Genomic DNA, 15883 nt, shown 5'->3' with positions numbered 1-15883 from the left:
GCATGTCCAATTTAAATAGAGAACTTATCGATGCTGTTTTGGCATTAGTTGATAGCATTCCCTTTGGGCGCGTGGCGACTTATGGCCAGATTGCCCGTTTGATTGGTCGACCCAAAAATGCCCGCTTGGTGGGGAAGATTCTTAGTCAGTCTGAGCTTTATGGCGGCAAGCATCCTTGCCATCGGGTAGTCAATGCGGCAGGACGCCTCGCACAGGGCTGGGAAGACCAAGAACACTTGCTCTGGGCGGAGGGAGTGGACTTGAAGGCTAATGGCTGTGTGGATTTGAAAGTCTATTTGTGGGAGCGGTGATTTCCTTCTTTCTTTGTGAAAGAGGGAATTTTTGTTTCTAAGGTATTTTTTGTGGTAGAATGAAAGGTATGAAATCTTACAATTCTTTGAATGATTATTATCGAAAACTTTTTGGAGAAAAGACTTTTAAGGTGCCTATTGATGCGGGCTTTGACTGTCCCAATCGGGATGGTACGGTAGCGCATGGAGGCTGCACTTTCTGTACCGTTTCGGGTTCTGGTGATGCCATTGTGGCACCAGATGCGCCCATTCGCGAGCAGTTCTATAAGGAAATTGACTTCATGCACCGCAAGTGGCCTGATGTTCGTAAGTATCTGGTCTATTTCCAGAACTTTACCAATACCCATGAGAAGCTTGAAGTGATTCGTGAGCGTTATGAGCAAGCCATAAACGAGCCAGGTGTCGTTGGACTTAATATCGGAACTCGGCCGGACTGTTTGCCTGATGAGACCATCGCCTACTTGGCTGACTTGTCCGAGCGTATGCATGTGACTGTGGAGCTGGGGCTTCAGACTACCTACGAGGAGACCTCAGACCTCATCAATCGTGCCCATTCTTATGAGCTCTATGTGGAGACGGTCCAGCGAGTCCGAAAGCTGGCTCCCAAGGCGGAGATTGTTTCTCACTTGATTAATGGTCTGCCGGGTGAGACTCATGAGATGATGTTGGAAAATGTCCGCCGCTGTGTGACAAACAATGACATCCAGGGGATCAAGCTCCACCTGCTTCATTTAATGACCAATACCCGTATGCAGCGGGATTATCATGAGGGGCGACTGCAGCTGCTCAGTCAGGAGGAGTATGTCTCCATCATCTGCGACCAGCTTGAGATTATCCCCGAGCATATCGTCATCCACCGTATTACTGGCGATGCTCCGCGAGATATGTTGATTGGCCCTATGTGGAGCCTCAATAAATGGGAAGTTCTCAATGCCATTGAGGCAGAAATGCGTCGTCGTGGCAGCAAGCAAGGCTGTAAAGCAAAGGAGCAGAGATTCGTATGTTAAGACCCTTACAGATGGCCCATGCCTTTTTGGCAGAAGTCGTGACCAAGGAAGATATCGTGGTGGATGCTACTATGGGCAACGGACATGACACCCTCTTTCTGGCTAAGTTGGCCAAGCAGGTCTATGCTTTTGACATTCAGGAGCAGGCTGTGGAAAAGACCCGCCAGCGCTTGGCAGAAGCTGGCTTGGACAATGCTCAGCTAATCTTGGCTGGCCATGAGACTCTGGACCAATACACAGACCATTTCAAGGCAGCTATTTTTAATCTTGGCTACCTGCCTTCGGCGGACAAGTCTGTTATTACCCGGCCTGATACGACGCTGGAAGCTTTGAAAAAAGTCTGTCAAGGCTTAGAAAAGGGCGGCCGTGCAGCGATCATGATTTACTATGGGCATGAAGGTGGCGAAGTTGAAAAAGATGCGGTATTAGACTTCGTTAGTCAGCTGCCTCAGCAGGACTTCACCGTTGCCCTCTACAAGACCATCAATCAGATTAACAATCCGCCTTTCTTGGTCATGATTGAGAAATTGAGAGAAGGAACTTGAGATATAATAAGGATACAGAGAGAAAAGCCAGATAATAGGAGCTTTCAGTACTGTATCCTTATTTTTTAAATCGTTAAAATCGAATAATTAAGTCTAAATGAAGAGAATTAAGGTGTGTGTAAATTTAAAATCTTATATTTTCTTACATAGAAGATATAAGACTTTTGACATTTTTTAGTTTATATGATAAGCTATGACTGTAAAATCAAAAAACGTCACAGAGTTTTTAGGAGGAAGTTATGGCTACTGCTTTTACTAGCGAAGAAAAAGAAGTTATTAGAAAGAAATTACATAAAGTTGCAAAGGAATGCCTTCAAAGATATGGGGTTAAGAAAACCACAGTTGACCAAATGGCAGCAATGGTAGATATTTCCAAAGGTTCTTTTTATAATTTTTATTCCTCAAAAGAAATGTTATTTTTTACGGTCTTAGAAGAATATCAAATAGATGTTATGAATTGCCTGACAGAACAATTAGGTATGGAAACCAAGATAGATACAAATCGTCTGGTACAGTTACTTTATGATTTTTATCAAGATTTTCGCTATTCATTTATGTATACCATATTTAAAAATCATGAAATGGAATTACTCATAAGAAAATTGCCAAAAGAGGCGATAACAAATCATCATCTGATAGATGATAGGATGGTTAAAAAAATTGTGTCCCGAATCAACATTAGAGAAAATGTATCGGTAGAAATCGTCTCTGCTTTATTTAGAACGATTGCTATGACTATTCTACACATCGAGGAAATCGGTGAAGAACAATTTGATACTACATTGAAGTTAGTCATACAAGGAATTGTTGAGCAAATTACTAAGGAGGATAGGTAATGGTGAAAGAAGCAATTAGAACCGCAAACCTTTCTAAAAGATATGGAACAAAAAATGTTGTCAACAACTTGAATCTATCAATAAAACCTGGTGAAATAGTAGGGTTTTTAGGACTGAATGGTGCAGGGAAAACAACGACGATGAGAATGATGCTAGGATTGATAAAATCTACATCAGGAGAATGCTATATTCAAGGAAAAAAGTTAGATCTGAATAATTTAGAACTTCGAAACGAAATAGGTTATATTATTGAGACGCCTTATTCTTATCCGGATTTAACGGTGAGAGAAAATTTAGAAATCGTTGGTAAATTAAGAGGGGTTAATAAAGATAATATTGACTGGGTAATTGAAAAATTAAAACTAAAGCAATATGAACATAAACAGGAGAAGCATCTTTCTTTAGGAAATGTTGCGCGTTTAGGAATTGCAAAAGCGATTATTCATAAACCTAAAATTCTAATTCTTGATGAGCCGACAAATGGATTAGATCCTTTTGGAGTTATTGAAGTGAGAGAACTGTTAAAGGAATTGGCGAATCATCTAGGTACAACTGTTCTTATTTCAAGTCATAATCTAGAGGAAATATCTAAAATTGCTACTAGGATAGTCATTATACATGAGGGCAGACTTATAAGAGAAGTTGAAAGCAATGAATTAGAGCAGTACTTAGAAAAGAAGTTACTAGTAAGTGGTTCTAATAATAAGGCTATGAAAGAAGTATTATCTAACCAGGGCTATCATGTAAACATTCAATCAGACACAGAAAATAATATCCATTTCTTAGAACTAATTGATACAAAATCTGTGGAATGCCCGGAAGATGTTGCTACATTGCTAGTCAATGCAGGTTATCCACCTAAATCACTGATTGTTGAAAAAGAAGATTTAGAGCATTATTTCTTAAGAATACTGAATGACTATAATGGAGGAATCTCGAATGAAAAAGCTTAGTTCCTGTATTTTAATTGAATGGAGAAAGTTAATAAAATCAAAACTTTCCATCGTAACTGCTTGTTCTATCTGTTTAGTTCCTTTTATTGTTGGCTTGTTTGCAACTATGATGAAATATCCAGAGAATTTCAAAAATCTTGGTTTGATTTCTGCAAAAATGGAAATGATGAGGATAACAGATTGGTCGTCATACTTAATGACCATATCACAAGTCATTTCTGTTGGGGGATTGCTCATTTTTGGATTTACAGCATCTTGGGTTTTTGGTAGAGAATATTCTGATAAAACGATGATTGACCTATTAGCACTCCCGATAAGAAGAGATACAATCGTATTATCCAAGTTTATCGTTATCGCTCTATGGAGCTATATTCTATCAATTTTTGCTCTTTTATTAGGATTATTAGCTGGCAATCTGATTGGACTTGAAGGCGGTAGCTTAACGGTGATTTTCAAAGGTGTACTTACTTTTGGTTTTTGTACTACTCTTACAATCATACTCTCTACTCCAGTAGCTCTTTTTGCTTGTTTAGGCCGGGGATATTTGTCACCATTGGCATTTATCATTTTTACTATTATTTTTTCTCAGCTTGGTTCTGCTCTTAACTTTGGGAAATACATTCCATGGGCAATTCCTGCACTCGCAAGTGGTATTGCAGGAAAAGCACTATTGAATTTTGGGAGCATTGTCAGTTTATTTGGGGTAAGTATTCTAGGTCTTATCGCAACAATAGCTTGGTGGAGGTATGCTGATTACGATTAAAATGAAGTGATGAAAATGCTAATAACACAAAACTAAGTCTTATTCATTTCCATTCAAAACAACCCCTCCTGTTCAGATTAAAAAACAAGAGGGGTTATATTATGACAATCGAAAGTTTTGGGGGAGAGGGGACTATGTGAATATCGTTGGCCTAAATGAAAAGATAGTTTCTAATATACGTGATTGGGAAAAAATGACCTTGTCTTTGATAAGTTAAGTGTCAAACCGTTCTCAGATGGCAGTTTTAGAATAAGATAAAAGCCTGTTTTTACGGGCATTAGTCAAACGAACATAGCATTGCCCCGAGCAATGTTCAGCGAACTTCTTTAGACGTCGCTGGAGGGAAATTGCATATAGCCGGTGTACAAGTTACCTGTTTTCACGGGTGGTTATGACTTCTCAAAATAAGCAAAAAAGCAGTAAACCTTTGTGATTTACTGTTTCTCAAATCGTTATATTCAATTATACAAACTGAGATTTAGATTTTAACCCTTAAGGAAAATAAAATGAGCTATTCTCCTGAAGCATGTTCTATAATATTATGGTTTAATGCAGAGTGTAGCTATATAGTCATTTCCATAACGTGATAATCTATGTCTTTTGTCACACGATTCATAAAAATCTATCATAGCGAGACCATTTTTAAGTTGTCCTCTAATCTGACTTTCTAAGGTATGGCTAAATTCATATCCATATTCTGGATTTATGATTATCTTGCCTTCCTCTTCAAGCTCTTTTGAATTAAAAGGTATTGAAAACTTTAAAAGTAATTCCTCATCAGGCTTGTCCCATACAATGTCAGCATCATACATGTATATCCAAGGGTTCATAAATCCGACCATTAACAGTCCTCCCTTTTTCAATACTCGAGAGGCTTCTTTATACATATTTTCTAAATCTTCTATATATACATTTGAAACTGGATTAAAAATAATATCAAAGGTTTCATTTTCAAATGGAAATGATTTTGTCATATCGCCTTGAATTGTATTGATTTTTAATCCTTCTCTTTTAGCAACCAACTCATCTCTTTCTAATTGTGATTTAGAAAAATCCATTATGGTGACATCATAACCTTTTGCAGCAAAAACGGGTCCCTGCTGTCCACCACCACAAGCTAAACCTAATATCCTTTTTCCGTTGGCTTTTTCAAACCATTCTGTTGGAACTTTTTTCCCAACAGTTAATGCAACAGAAATTGGATTATTTTTAACTTCTTCTAATTCTTCATGTGTCAATGGCTCAGTATAGTCATTTTTTACATTATTCCATCTATCTTCATTTAATTTTATATAATTGTTCATCTTATAATTTCCACGTAATTTTATATTATTTCGATTTAAGTTGAATAGGTTGCCATTACATTTTTCTCACCTCTACAAATTTCTAATTTCTTGAACTATTTTAATCTTGCTTTAATTTTTAATTTTTATTTTATTTGAAACTTTAATTTGTTATGTTTCAAATACAGCACTTTTATAAATTTACAATCTCTTTTCATGTATCAATTTATGTTCTTTGCTGTTCATATAATCTTTATGTTTATGATTATGATTATGCTTTTCCTCTAATATAAAATGACTATGCTCATGTTCATGCGTGATAATATGAGTATGTGTTTTCCCATCATGCGTGTGAACAATTATGTGAGAATGACTATGACTGTGACGTTTAACCATTGTATCATATGCAACAATTACGCTGCCGATTATCATAAAAACAAGACCAATGAAATATACCAAAGTAAGTTTTTCTCCATTTACTATAAATGCTAAAAAAGTTCCTACAAACGGAGCTACAGCATAATATGCACTAGTTTTTGTAGCACCTAAATCTCTTTGTGCTCTGATATACATAAAAATACTGAGCCCATATGCCACAAATCCAAGTAGCAAAGCAGCCATTATATATTTCATTTCAGGAATTCTTTCTCCCAAAATAAGGGCGACTATAAATGCACCGCTACCAGAGAAAAAACCTTTTAGTAAAACAATCTCATAAGTACTTTTATCTGAAATTTTTCTAGTGCAGTTATTTTCAAGTCCCCAACAGCAAGTTGCCAGTATAACAAACAATGAACCTAATGAAAACTTGAAACTTTCAGCCCCTTCAAATGAAAGAACTATACTTGATATTGTGATAAATCCAATAGCAATCCACAACTTTGATGTTACTTTCTCCTTAAATATCAAAAGAGCAATAATTGTTGTTGCTACAATTTCAAAGTTACCTAGCAGTGAAGCATTTGAGGCTGAACCAATATTTATACCAATCATAAGGGATATAGGTGCCGCAATATCAAGGACAATCATTCCAACAGTATAAGGTAAATCTGCCTTATTTAACTTTTCATACTTTTCTTCGACTTTCCTATGAAACAAGTACATAATACCTACACCTGTTCCAGCTCCCAAATATAGAAAAGATGCCATCAATGTCGGTGGAATCTTATTTAAAAGCACTTTAGAAAATGGTGTATTTATTGCATAAAAAATAGCCGCAAGCAATGCTAAAATTACCGCTATAAATTTTCTGCTTTTATCCATATTTAATAAATCAACTCCTTTTAGATAAATTCTCAATTTAACGCACTGTAGATGATCCTCATTTCACATGCTACATCTGAAATGCTGTTATCCAAAAACATATTCCGGCTATAAGTGAAATCGGAGTCATAACATATTTTTCTTTCTTACTTTTTGAAATCATGTTCATAATCGTATTCAAGGATAGGTAAGCGGCAAAGAAGAAACAAATATATTTAGTAACCTTGAAAGACAGCCACAGGGGAATAAAACCTCCGGATTGCAAAATAATGATCACGGCAAAAATTTGAATAGCTACCGAAATGACTGCCGCAAGTCTAAATTTCTTAGGTAAGATTTTATGTTGTCCACCCATTGTAAATTCGCCCAAAGGCAGACCGCAAGCAACAAGAACTGTCATAATTGCTATAATTCCAAATAATACTGCACCTAATATTGAAAACATAAATCACTATTCTCCTTTCGTAAAATACAAAATATTTCAGTTACAAATTCAACTTTCTTTCACTTAATATTCCTATAAAATTATAAGGAATTCTTGTCAAGTGTTCAAGTTTTATAGGTCTTTCTCAAGTTGGTCTTTTGGCTCACCTTTTCCTTTGTTCTTCCACCAATCGCTCAGGTCGACTAAGGATTGAGCGGCGGAAGGGATGAGAAGGAGGACATAGATATAGACATACTGGCTCTTGGTTTCCCAGAAGAAGTGGAAGAGGCCGCCCCCTAATAGAAAGATGAAGGGATAGAGGTCAAAAGGCGTCAGTTTTTCCTCGGCGACGAAAAATTTATGCAGGATAAAGAAACAGGAGAGCAGATAGATACTAGCTAGCAGGGTCAAGAGCAGGAAATTAATAATCTGATAACCTTTTCTTTCCTCATAAATGCTGCGCAGGACAGCTGGCTTCATATATTGCTGGCGCTCAATCTGAGGTCCAGTCCAAATAGACTGAAAAGTCGGCTCAGTCCAGGTCGACTTGACCTTTTCGTAGAAGAATTTCAGCGCATAAGCAGGATGCTTACTGAAGTGAATCAAAATATCCTTCAAATCCCGAGTGGCCATTTCTGTAGCCAATTTTTCATCGTATTTGTTGCGCTTGAGAATCTTGGTATTGTAGGCATCGTACCAGCCTCCCAAGGTCTGCCGATTGGGATCATCCCGCAGGCCCATAGTGATGTAGGCGATTTTTGGAGTACCGACACCAATCTTGCCCCCAATCAGCTGCTCATAGTAGGCAGTCAGTCCCTTGTTTGAAAGGACGATACCGGCTAAAATTAGGATGATAGCTAAGGGTTTCTTCCAAGACCATTTATAAAAGATGGACAGGAAGCAGACTCCAATCAGCATGATGGCAAAGATGATGTAGTTGTTGCGCAGGAGGCAGGCCAGACTGATACTGGCCGCTCCCAGCAAGGCATAGAGCAGGTTCCCTTTCTGATCCAGCTTGATAAAAGCATAGAGACTGAGCAGACAGAAGAAGAGCCCGGGAATGGTACCGTAGACAAAGAGGATGAAAAAGAGTTGTGGTAGAAAGAGAAAGGTCAGCAGAATCGTGTATTTCTGAATCATTTCTCTGGCATTGAGCAGGGCAGTAATCTTGTAAATCAAGAAATGACTGAGTAAAGTCCAGACGACATTCATGCTAAAGGCAAACTGAGTCGTTGGAGAAATAAAAGCATAAAGTCGCTCCAGAGTCATCAGTCCTAGCTGATGGGGATTACGATACATGTAGCTTCCGACGGTTGTCAGCGAGCTGTAATCTCCTCGGTTAAAGGCCAACGCTGCATTGAAAACGTGCTTGGCGTCAGCTCGGATGCGGCCATCGTAGGCCGTTATCAGAAAAATCGCTGCTGCTATAAAGATGAGGGACAGAAACCAAAAAAGATGCTTGGCCTGAACCTTTTCCAACAGGGGCCGGATTAAAAAGAGGCTGAGGAGAAAGAGCAGGAGGATAGGGTAGAAATACCAAGGATTACTGACGAATTGGACCCCTTCTGCAATCCTCAAAGGGATGTAAGTATGGGACAGCAGAATCTGCCCAGACAGGAAAAGCAAGGCAATCGCAGTCATGGTCAGAATCAGGAAGTAGCCCAGGTTGAAGATGGTATTAGAAAATTGCTTCATGAGGACCTGACCTCCACCTTGACGAAATAGCGGTCTTCTCCCAGTTCAATCAGCTCGACTGGCTGGGGATAAAATCGATCCATGACCTCTTTTTGAAGTATGTCTACTTTAGGACCTTGGGCAATAATCTCTCCTTCTTTTAGGAGCAGGACATGATCTATAGCAGCAGTGATTTCCTCTACATGGTGGGTGACATAGAGGATGGTTGGAGCCTGGTCCATCTGCGTAATCTTACCAATCTGTTCCAGCAGGCGCTCGCGGGCAAAGAGGTCCAGACCGCTGGTCGCTTCGTCTAAAATAAGCAATTCTGGCTTTTCCATGAGACTGCGCGCAATTAGCAAGAGCTGTTTTTCCCCTTGAGACAGACTGATGTAGCTTCGGCCAATCAATTCTTGCCCGCCAATGGAGGCCAGCATTTCCTTAGCTTGCTCCAGTTCTGCTTGTCCGTAAGGAGAGTAAAGGATACTGCTTTTATATTTGCCTGTCAGGACGATTTCTTCAGATGTGAGGCGGCTGGGCAGACGCTCAGCAATGAAGGAGCCGACTACTCCAATCCTAGTTCGCAGCTGAGGAATGTCGCCGGCGCCAAATTCCGTACCCAGAACCGTCACCTTGCCCTGAGTCTTCCAATGCTCAGCCATGAGCAAGCGCAGGAGAGTAGACTTTCCAGAACCGTTGAGACCGAGGATGGCCCAATGTTCTCCCTTTTTCACTTGCCAGTTGAGATCTTTTAAGATAGTTCGGCCTTGTTTAGCCAAGCTTACATTTTCCAGTTTGATAATCTTTTCCATTTTTACTCTTTCTTTCGTTAAATCTCCTTTATTATAACAAAATTTATGGTAAAATAACTGATAGGAGGAGTCAAATGTTTCATAAAAGTAAGCTGATGTTTTGGACCAGTGAGGTCCTTTTGCTAACGATTATTTTCTTTATCTGGCGTCAGATGGGGGATATGGTAACCCCGATTGTTAGCGTTGTGAATACAATCTTGATTCCCTTTCTTGTGGGAGGATTTCTTTACTATATTACGAATCCGCTGGTGAAATTTCTCCAGGATAAGCTCAAAATCAACCGAATGATTGGGATTCTGATTACGCTCAGCCTTCTGTTTGGCTTGATTGCTTTGGGCGTTATTTACCTCTTGCCGATTTTGATTAATCAGCTGAGCAGCTTGATTAATTCAACGCAAGGCCTTTATTGGGAAATTCAAAGTTTTGTCAACCAATTATCTAAAAATCCGCTCTTTCGGAATCTGAATATCCAGTCCACCATCCAGCAGCTCAACCTGTCTTATGTGGACATTCTGCAAAATATCCTCAACAGTGTGACCAACAGTCTGGGCAGCGTCCTGTCAGCAGTTGTCAATACACTGATGATTTTGATTATGACGCCGATTTTCTTGGTTTATTTCCTCATGGACGGCCATAAGCTTTTGCCCATGCTGGAGCGGACAGTCCTCAAGCACGATAAGCTCAATATCTCCAGCTTGTTGACCAATCTCAATGCTACTGTTGCCCGCTATATCAGCGGAATTTCAATCGATGCCCTGATTATCGGCGCTCTGGCCTATATTGGCTATAGCGTGATTGGGCTCAAGTACGCTTTGGTCTTTGCTATTTTCTCCAGTCTGGCTAATCTGATTCCTTATGTAGGACCGAGTATCGGCTTGATTCCCATGGTCATTACGTATGCCTTTACCGATCCTCAGAAGATGGTAGCGGCCTTGATTTACATGCTGATTATCCAGCAGGTTGATGGCAATATCCTCTATCCCCGTATCGTTGGTGGTGTGATGAAGGTCCATCCTATTACCATCATGGTGCTCTTGCTCTTATCCAGCAATATCTATGGCGTGCTGGGGATGATTGTGGCAATCCCGACCTATTCTATCCTCAAGGAAATCGCTAAGTTCTTGGCTAACCTCTATGACAATCACAAGGAAGCCCAGCAGCAAAAGAAGAACGAGGAGTTTGGGATTATTAATAAATAAGGATGAGTTTGGAAATCGATTAATTCCAGAATCTCGGTACCAGAAAATAAGACGGAAGGAAGGCCTTCCGTCTTATTTTCATTTCCTGTGCACTAAATTTAAAAATATGATATAATCAGATTTACTTATACATTTCGAGGAGAAAGAATCAATGGAAGACCCTGGCAGTCAGAATATGTTATGGCAAGCCTTACTACTGTTTATATTGACTTTGTTAAATGCCTTTTTCTCAGCAGCTGAGATGGCAATGGTATCGCTCAATCGGGCGCGTGTGGAGCAAAAGGCTGAAGAGGGCGACCTCAAATATAGTCGTCTCTTGGCGGTCTTAGAAAGCCCTAATAATTTCTTATCAACCATTCAGGTTGGGATTACAGTTATCAATATCCTGTCTGGGGCCAGCTTTGCGGATAATTTGGGGAAATTGTTCTCTTCTTGGATGGGAAATTCCGAAACAGCACGTGCTATCGGAACTTTCTTGGCTTTGGTCTTATTGACATATATTTCTATTGTTTTGGGTGAGCTTTATCCTAAGCGCATTGCCATGAACCTGAAAGACAATCTAGCTGTGCGGGCTGCTCCGGTTATTATTTTTCTTGGCAAGATTGTCAGTCCCTTCGTTTGGTTGCTGTCAGCGTCTACCAATCTACTGAGTCGGATAACCCCGATGAAGTTTGATGATGCAGACGAAAAGATGACCCGGGACGAGATTGAGTATATGCTGACTAAGAGCGAAGAGACCTTGGATGCGGACGAGATTGAGATGCTGCAGGGGATTTTCTCTCTGGATGAGTTGATGGCGCGTGAACTGATGGTGCCACGGACGGATGCCTTTATGGTGGACATTCAGGACGACACCAAGGAAATCATTGAAAGCATCCTCAAGCAGAGCTTCTCGCGGATTCCTGTCTATGATGGGGATAAGGACAATGTCATTGGACTGATTCATACCAAGCGACTGCTTAATGAAGGATTCGTCAATGGTTTTGACAATATCGTTCTGCGTAAGATCCTGCAGGAGCCGCTCTTTGTACCGGAAACCATGTTTGTTGATAATTTGCTCAAGGAGCTGCGCAATACGCAAAATCAAATGGCGATTCTCTTGGATGAGTATGGCGGAATGGCTGGTCTGGTTACACTGGAAGACCTCTTGGAGGAGATTGTCGGTGAGATTGACGATGAGACAGACAAGGCTGAGATTGAAGTCCATGAAATCGGTGAGAACACCTACATCGTCTTAGGAACTATGACCCTCAATGACTTTAATGAATACTTTGAAGTCGAGATCGAAAGTGACGATGTGGATACGATAGCTGGTTATTACTTGACTTGTGTAGGAACTATTCCAGATCCGAAAGAACGCATTAGCTACGAAGTCGAAAGTCAGAATAAGCAACTCATTTTGACCAATGACAAGGTTAAAAATGGCCGTGTCACGAAGGTTAAGGTTGAAATTTCTGACATTATTGAAGAAGCAGAAAAGGCTGAGAAATAAACTCAGCCTTTTAAGTTTCCTTCAAGTTTTTTATAAGTCTGTCTTAAGTTTCTGGGATTATACTAATACCATCAAAATAGAAATGAGGACAGTCCAATGACATCTAAAGTTACCCTATATGATAAGCAAGTATTGACATTCTCACAGGCGCAAAAGTAGGAAAGGAAGTAATAAGAATCAGTAAATTTTAAAAAGCAGCAGAAGCCCTTCACTAATTTTTTCATATAAATCTCCTAAAACAAGTAAAAAGAAATTTTGAGGCTCTTTGTCGCTCCAAAACAAGGCAGCCTTAGACTACTCATAAAAGAAACCACCTCTGCCAACTGGAAGGCAGGGGTGGTTTTGTGATCTGAATGGAACTCAAGGTTATTCTTTCTGACGCTTAGCAAAATCTACAAAGCGAAATTTGTCTAGCTTGTGGCGGCTCTCGGTATATTGAAACTGGCGGCCGTCTGCCAGATAGACCTGAGACTTGACAGAGACGACCTGCTGGTCCTTGCCTAGGTCCATGAGAATCTTGTCTCGGTCATTGGCGTGGTCAATGGTAAATTCCTTCTTGGCATAAGCGATATTGAGCTTTAAATCATTTTCCAAATAGGCATAAATGGACTGCTCAGCGATTTCCCTTGTCAAATGAGGGACGATACCCTTGTCTAAATAGTCAATATCTAAGACCGAGGCGATTTGGTCTACAACGCGCTGACGGACGATTCGCCAAACCAGTCGGTAGGGAGGGAAGCCAGTGATGTCCGACAGTTTCTGATCTACGGTAATCTTTTCCAAGCTGACAACATTGGTTTTGGACTGCATATTATTCTGCTTGACTACTTCTTGATAGCTGGTCAGCTTAGACACAGGAAAGTCAAACTGTTCATGCTTGATGACTTTGGAACCCTGTCCGCGGACTTTTTCAATCAATCCTTCTTCCTGCAGCAGGGCCAGAGCCTTGCGGACTGTGTCGCGGCTAACCTGGTAGTCTTCTGTCAGCTGATGTTCGCTGGGCAAGAAATCTCCGACTGCATAACGCTCGTCTAAAATATCTTTCTCAATCTGTTTGAATAATTGTTTATATTTCTTCATCATAAATCCCACTTGTTTTCTTTTTTGCATACAACCTAGAAAATTTTATCAAAAATGAGGGCTTTTTTCAACAAACAACTTGCCTACATCTTTGAAATCGATTACAATTATTTGTAGGAGTGTGTTGAAAAACCGACTCGTAAAAAAATATAAGGAGAGTGCTGGATTCTCATTCAGCCAGTAGTCAAATGGGAAAATTTGAGAAGGAAGCCAAAGATCTGCTTGATGCAATCGGCGGCAAAGAGAATGTCACAGCAGTTAGCCATTGTGCAACGCGGATGCGATTTGTACTTGGCGACGATAAAAAGGCCAACGTCAAGGCCATTGAGGCAATCCCAGTGGTCAAGGGAACTTTCACAAATGCTGGGCAATTCCAAGTCATCATTGGAAATGATGTGCCAATCTTTTACAATGACTTCACTGCTGTGTCAGGTATTGAGGGAGTATCAAAAGAAGCAGCAAAGTCTGCTGCTAAGAGCAAGCAAAATCCCCTTCAGCGGGTTATGGCCACTCTGGCAGAAATTTTCACCCCTATCATTCCAGCTTTGATTGTCGGAGGGTTAATCCTTGGCTTCCGCAATGTCCTTGAAGGCGTTCATTGGTCTATGTTGGATGGGAAAACAATCACAGAGGTATCCAAATTCTGGTCTGGAATTAACCATTTTTTGTGGCTTCCTGGTGAAGCAATTTTCCAATTCCTGCCGGTAGGAATCACTTGGTCTGTTTCTCGTAAAATGGGAACTAGCCAAATTCTTGGGATTGTCTTGGGAATCTGTTTGGTGTCACCACAATTGCTCAATGCTTATTCAGTAGCATCGACACCAGCAGCTGAAATCGCTGAGGACTGGGTTTGGGATTTCGGTTTCTTCACTGTCAATCGTGTTGGTTACCAAGCTCAGGTTATTCCGGCCCTTTTAGCAGGTTTATCTCTATCTTATCTGGAAATCTTTTGGCGTAAACATATTCCAGAAGTAGTGTCTATGATTTTTGTGCCATTCTTATCATTGATTCCTGCTCTGATTCTGGCTCATACTGTCTTGGGTCCTATCGGTTGGACAATCGGTCAGGGGCTTTCAACAGTTGTACTTGCAGGTTTAACTGGTCCAGTTAAATGGCTCTTTGGCGCAGTATTTGGTGCCCTTTATGCTCCATTTGTTATCACAGGTCTTCACCATATGACCAATGCCATTGATACTCAGTTGGTAGCTGATGCCGGTGGTACTGGTCTTTGGCCAATGATTGCTCTATCTAATATTGCTCAAGGTTCAGCTGTATTTGCTTATTACCTTATGAAACGCCATGATGAGCGGGAAGCGCAAATTTCCCTGCCTGCAACCATTTCAGCTTACCTTGGTGTTACTGAGCCTGCTCTCTTCGGGGTCAATGTTAAGTACGTTTATCCATTTGTTGCGGGAATGATTGGTTCGTCTATTGCGGGTCTGCTTTCTGTAACCTTTAATATAACGGCAAATGCTATTGGTATTGGTGGTTTACCAGGTATCCTTTCTATCCAAGCAAAATATATGATTCCATTTGCAGGAGTTATGCTTGTAGCAATCCTTGTACCAATGTTCCTGACTTTCTTTTTCCACAAGACAGGCTTCTTGACGAAGACAGAGGAAGATCCAGAATTGCAGGCAGAGTTTGCAGCTCAGGAAGAGGCTGAATTTGCCGGGCCATCCAAAGCCGAGTCATCTCCAGAGGTGAAAGCAGCTGATTCATCAGCTCCTGTAACGATTACTAGTCCGCTGGCAGGAGAAGTCAAAGAATTGAGTCAGGCAACAGATCCTGTCTTTGCACAAGGTTTGATGGGGCGTGGAGTTGTCATTGTTCCTAGCCAAGGTGAGTTGGTTTCACCAGTCAATGGTAGAGTAACAGTCTTCTTCCCAACCAAGCATGCCATCGGCATCTTGTCAGATGAAGGTGTTGAAATCCTGATGCATATCGGAATGGACACTGTTAATCTGGAGGGCAAAGGATTTGAAGGTTATGTGTCTCAGGGAGATAAGGTCAAGGTTGGCGACAAGCTCATTTCCTTTGATATAGACATGATCAAGAAAGCAGGCTATGTAACAGAAACACCAGTCATCATTACGAACTCAGACAAGTATCAGGTGGAGGTGCTTGAACAACTTCCTCGGGTAGTTGAGCGAGGCAGCCAATTGATGACAGCTAATCTGCTTTAAAGAAAAATGAAATGACTTATAGAAAGGGACGGTGCTTTAAAATCTGTCCCTTTTC

15 protein-coding genes are annotated in these 15883 nt (G+C 40.5%); 9 read left to right on the top strand and 6 right to left on the bottom strand.

Annotation, left to right across the window (positions count from 1 at the left end; all coding sequences use genetic code 11):
• Window positions 1-2 precede the first annotated feature (2 nt).
• From K1J09_RS03235 to K1J09_RS03210, 6 genes are all read left to right on the top strand, one after another.
• Window positions 3-311: an MGMT family protein gene (locus K1J09_RS03235; RefSeq protein ID WP_223322331.1), complete on the top strand. Its 309-nt coding sequence runs from the start codon at window positions 3-5 to the stop codon at window positions 309-311.
• A gap of 59 nt (window positions 312-370) precedes the next feature.
• Window positions 371-1318: a TIGR01212 family radical SAM protein gene (locus tag K1J09_RS03230; protein WP_223322332.1), complete on the top strand. Its 948-nt coding sequence runs from the start codon at window positions 371-373 to the stop codon at window positions 1316-1318.
• A complete protein-coding gene (locus K1J09_RS03225) occupies window positions 1312-1863 on the top strand; it encodes a tRNA (mnm(5)s(2)U34)-methyltransferase (RefSeq protein ID WP_223322333.1) in 552 nt (183 codons plus the stop codon). Before K1J09_RS03230 ends, K1J09_RS03225 begins: the two co-directional genes overlap by 7 nt.
• A gap of 239 nt (window positions 1864-2102) precedes the next feature.
• Complete coding sequence (locus K1J09_RS03220) at window positions 2103-2699, top strand: TetR/AcrR family transcriptional regulator (RefSeq protein ID WP_398578150.1); 597 nt, start codon at window positions 2103-2105, stop codon at window positions 2697-2699.
• Complete coding sequence (locus tag K1J09_RS03215; RefSeq protein WP_125405463.1) at window positions 2699-3652, top strand: ABC transporter ATP-binding protein; 954 nt, start codon at window positions 2699-2701, stop codon at window positions 3650-3652. The genes K1J09_RS03220 and K1J09_RS03215 overlap by 1 nt, the downstream gene beginning before the upstream one ends.
• On the top strand, window positions 3639-4415 hold the full coding sequence (locus K1J09_RS03210) for an ABC transporter permease (protein WP_002909118.1): 777 nt from the start codon (window positions 3639-3641) through the stop codon (window positions 4413-4415). Before K1J09_RS03215 ends, K1J09_RS03210 begins: the two co-directional genes overlap by 14 nt.
• Window positions 4416-4954: 539 nt before the next feature.
• Here K1J09_RS03210 and K1J09_RS03205 read toward each other — a convergent pair.
• From K1J09_RS03205 to K1J09_RS03185, 5 genes are all read right to left on the bottom strand, one after another.
• A complete protein-coding gene (locus K1J09_RS03205; RefSeq protein WP_002909119.1) occupies window positions 4955-5719 on the bottom strand; it encodes a class I SAM-dependent methyltransferase in 765 nt (254 codons plus the stop codon).
• A 180-nt stretch (window positions 5720-5899) separates the two neighbouring features.
• Window positions 5900-6961 carry a DMT family transporter gene (locus K1J09_RS03200; RefSeq protein WP_002909120.1) on the bottom strand — a complete coding sequence of 354 codons (1062 nt, stop codon included), beginning with the start codon at window positions 6959-6961 and terminating at the stop codon, window positions 5900-5902.
• 70 nt (window positions 6962-7031) lie between these two features.
• Window positions 7032-7406 (bottom strand): hypothetical protein, encoded by a 375-nt coding sequence (locus tag K1J09_RS03195; RefSeq protein WP_002909121.1) that lies wholly within the window; start codon window positions 7404-7406, stop codon window positions 7032-7034.
• Between the two features lie 111 nt (window positions 7407-7517).
• A complete protein-coding gene (locus tag K1J09_RS03190) occupies window positions 7518-9080 on the bottom strand; it encodes a hypothetical protein (RefSeq protein ID WP_004190620.1) in 1563 nt (520 codons plus the stop codon).
• Window positions 9077-9871, bottom strand: a complete 795-nt coding sequence (locus tag K1J09_RS03185; RefSeq protein WP_223322334.1) for an ABC transporter ATP-binding protein — start codon at window positions 9869-9871, stop codon at window positions 9077-9079. Before K1J09_RS03185 ends, K1J09_RS03190 begins: the two co-directional genes overlap by 4 nt.
• Window positions 9872-9945: 74 nt before the next feature.
• Here K1J09_RS03185 and K1J09_RS03180 point away from each other — a divergent pair, with 74 nt between their 5' ends.
• Both K1J09_RS03180 and K1J09_RS03175 read left to right on the top strand, forming a co-directional pair.
• A complete protein-coding gene (locus tag K1J09_RS03180) occupies window positions 9946-11070 on the top strand; it encodes an AI-2E family transporter (RefSeq protein WP_125402457.1) in 1125 nt (374 codons plus the stop codon).
• 151 nt (window positions 11071-11221) lie between these two features.
• Complete coding sequence (locus tag K1J09_RS03175) at window positions 11222-12562, top strand: hemolysin family protein (protein WP_223322335.1); 1341 nt, start codon at window positions 11222-11224, stop codon at window positions 12560-12562.
• Window positions 12563-12928: 366 nt separating this feature from the next.
• On the opposite strand, the gene treR is transcribed toward K1J09_RS03175, so the two are convergent.
• Window positions 12929-13642 (bottom strand): trehalose operon repressor, encoded by a 714-nt coding sequence (gene treR, locus K1J09_RS03170; protein WP_176798534.1) that lies wholly within the window; start codon window positions 13640-13642, stop codon window positions 12929-12931.
• A gap of 188 nt (window positions 13643-13830) precedes the next feature.
• Here treR and treP point away from each other — a divergent pair, with 188 nt between their 5' ends.
• Window positions 13831-15828 (top strand): PTS system trehalose-specific EIIBC component, encoded by a 1998-nt coding sequence (treP, locus tag K1J09_RS03165; protein ID WP_223322336.1) that lies wholly within the window; start codon window positions 13831-13833, stop codon window positions 15826-15828.
• Window positions 15829-15883 lie beyond the last annotated feature (55 nt).

The organism is Streptococcus sanguinis (assembly GCF_019928825.1).
Taxonomy (GTDB): domain Bacteria; phylum Bacillota; class Bacilli; order Lactobacillales; family Streptococcaceae; genus Streptococcus; species Streptococcus sanguinis_L.
This window is presented reverse-complemented; position numbering and strand designations above follow the sequence as displayed.